Consider the following 1,583-nt stretch of genomic DNA (forward strand, 5'->3'; position numbering starts at 1 on the left):
GGCCTTCCTAAGAAACACCATCTGCCGGTTGTAGCGTAAAACCAAACTCGGCCGCGCGCCGATACAATCCTTTCACCACTCGCTCCCGATATTTTTGCTCGTAATGATCGGCTCCCGGGTCTTGATAATTCATGCCGAAACGCATGGCGTTGTAGAACAGGATGGCGATCTTTCGCGCAGTGGCCGTGACGGCTTTGGCTTTACCGATTCGAGCCGCGAGACGTCGATAGAACGCCCCCAATGCCGTATTGGTTCTGCCGACGGTTACTGCTGCAAGCCGTAAGTGGGCGGTCACTCGATTTTTGGTTTTCCGGGTATGCGCCGAAAGTACCTTGCCACCACTGATGCGGCAGCCGGGGGCGAGCGTCAACCAAGAGGTAAAGTGGTGGCAGGTGCGCCATCGGCTTAAATCCGTGCCGCACTCGGCGACCAGTCGTAGCGCCAGATAGGGGCCGATGCCGTGGATCTGCGTCAGATCGACTCCGACCAATTGATAGAGCAAGGTACGGACATCGAAGTTGAGCGCATTGGGTTGCCGTGTGTTGTGGCGTGGTTTTGGCAACGGCTCGGCTGGAGCTACCTTTTGCTGAGAGAGTGCCATCAATGTTTGCGCAATCTGCTGATCACAAACAACGACTTGCGCCTGATAGGCGTCATACATGGACAGCGCCTGCGTCAAAGCGAAAACGTGCTCGGGCTGGTAGTTGCCGACCAATGACGCTTCAATTACATCAATACCAGCCTTGCAACGCTTGTCGCTCATCGCTGCTAGTGAAGAAGGATTACGCTCGCCTGCGACAATAGCCCGGATTATCCGCATGCCTGTCAATCCGGTGATATCGGCTACGACGTGATGCAATTGCAGGTTCATGTGCGTGAGAGCTTTTTGCATGTGCTGGATATGTGCTGCGGCATAGTCGAGATGACGCTCGCGCAGCCTCAAGTAACTGCGTAAGGCCGAAATCTCTTGGGTTGGATGAAAGCTAGCGCGCAGCAAACCGCAAGCATGGAGTCGTTGTATCCACTGTGCATCATTCACATCGGTTTTACGCCCTGGCATGGCGCGAGCCTCACGGGCGTTGGCCAGTACCACCCGGAGACCATGCGTTTCCAGTATTTCGTAGACGGGAATCCAGTAAACGCCGGTCGACTCCATCGCAACGGTGGTGATGCCGAGATTCACCAGCCAGTTGGCCATGCGCTCCAAGTCAGCCGTGAACGCCTGGTAGGTTTGAACAGATTCTTTGGCCAGATCGGCGGGAACGGCCACAACATGGAAGCGTGAGCCAATATCAATGCCGGCTGCGCGATCATGAATAACCGGTAGCCCACGCTGCTTGAGATCGTGCTTTTTCATGAGCACCTCCAGTCAAGTTGACTGGACGGGGACTCGGATCAAATCACCTTCCTAAACGGGGTCACGAAACGCGCCACCACTAACGGGTCCGCAGCTTCCCCTGGGTCAAGTTTTTTGACGGGGACTTAGCCTCCAAAAAGCCAGCGACCACTGTCCAGTGGGGTAAGTGTAGAGCACGGTGTTTCTAGTCCAGTGGGCCACGGAGTGCCGGGGAGGCGGTTTTTTA

Annotated in this window: 1 protein-coding gene; it reads right to left on the bottom strand. The window is 55.7% G+C overall.

Annotation, left to right across the window (positions count from 1 at the left end; genetic code table 11):
- Positions 1 to 7 precede the first annotated feature (7 nt).
- On the bottom strand, positions 8 to 1,357 hold the full coding sequence (locus FW760_RS25930; RefSeq protein WP_100634378.1) for an IS110 family transposase: 1,350 nt from the start codon (positions 1,355 to 1,357) through the stop codon (positions 8 to 10).
- Positions 1,358 to 1,583: the final 226 nt, after the last annotated feature.

This window comes from Pseudomonas sp. 1176_21 (assembly GCF_052850635.1).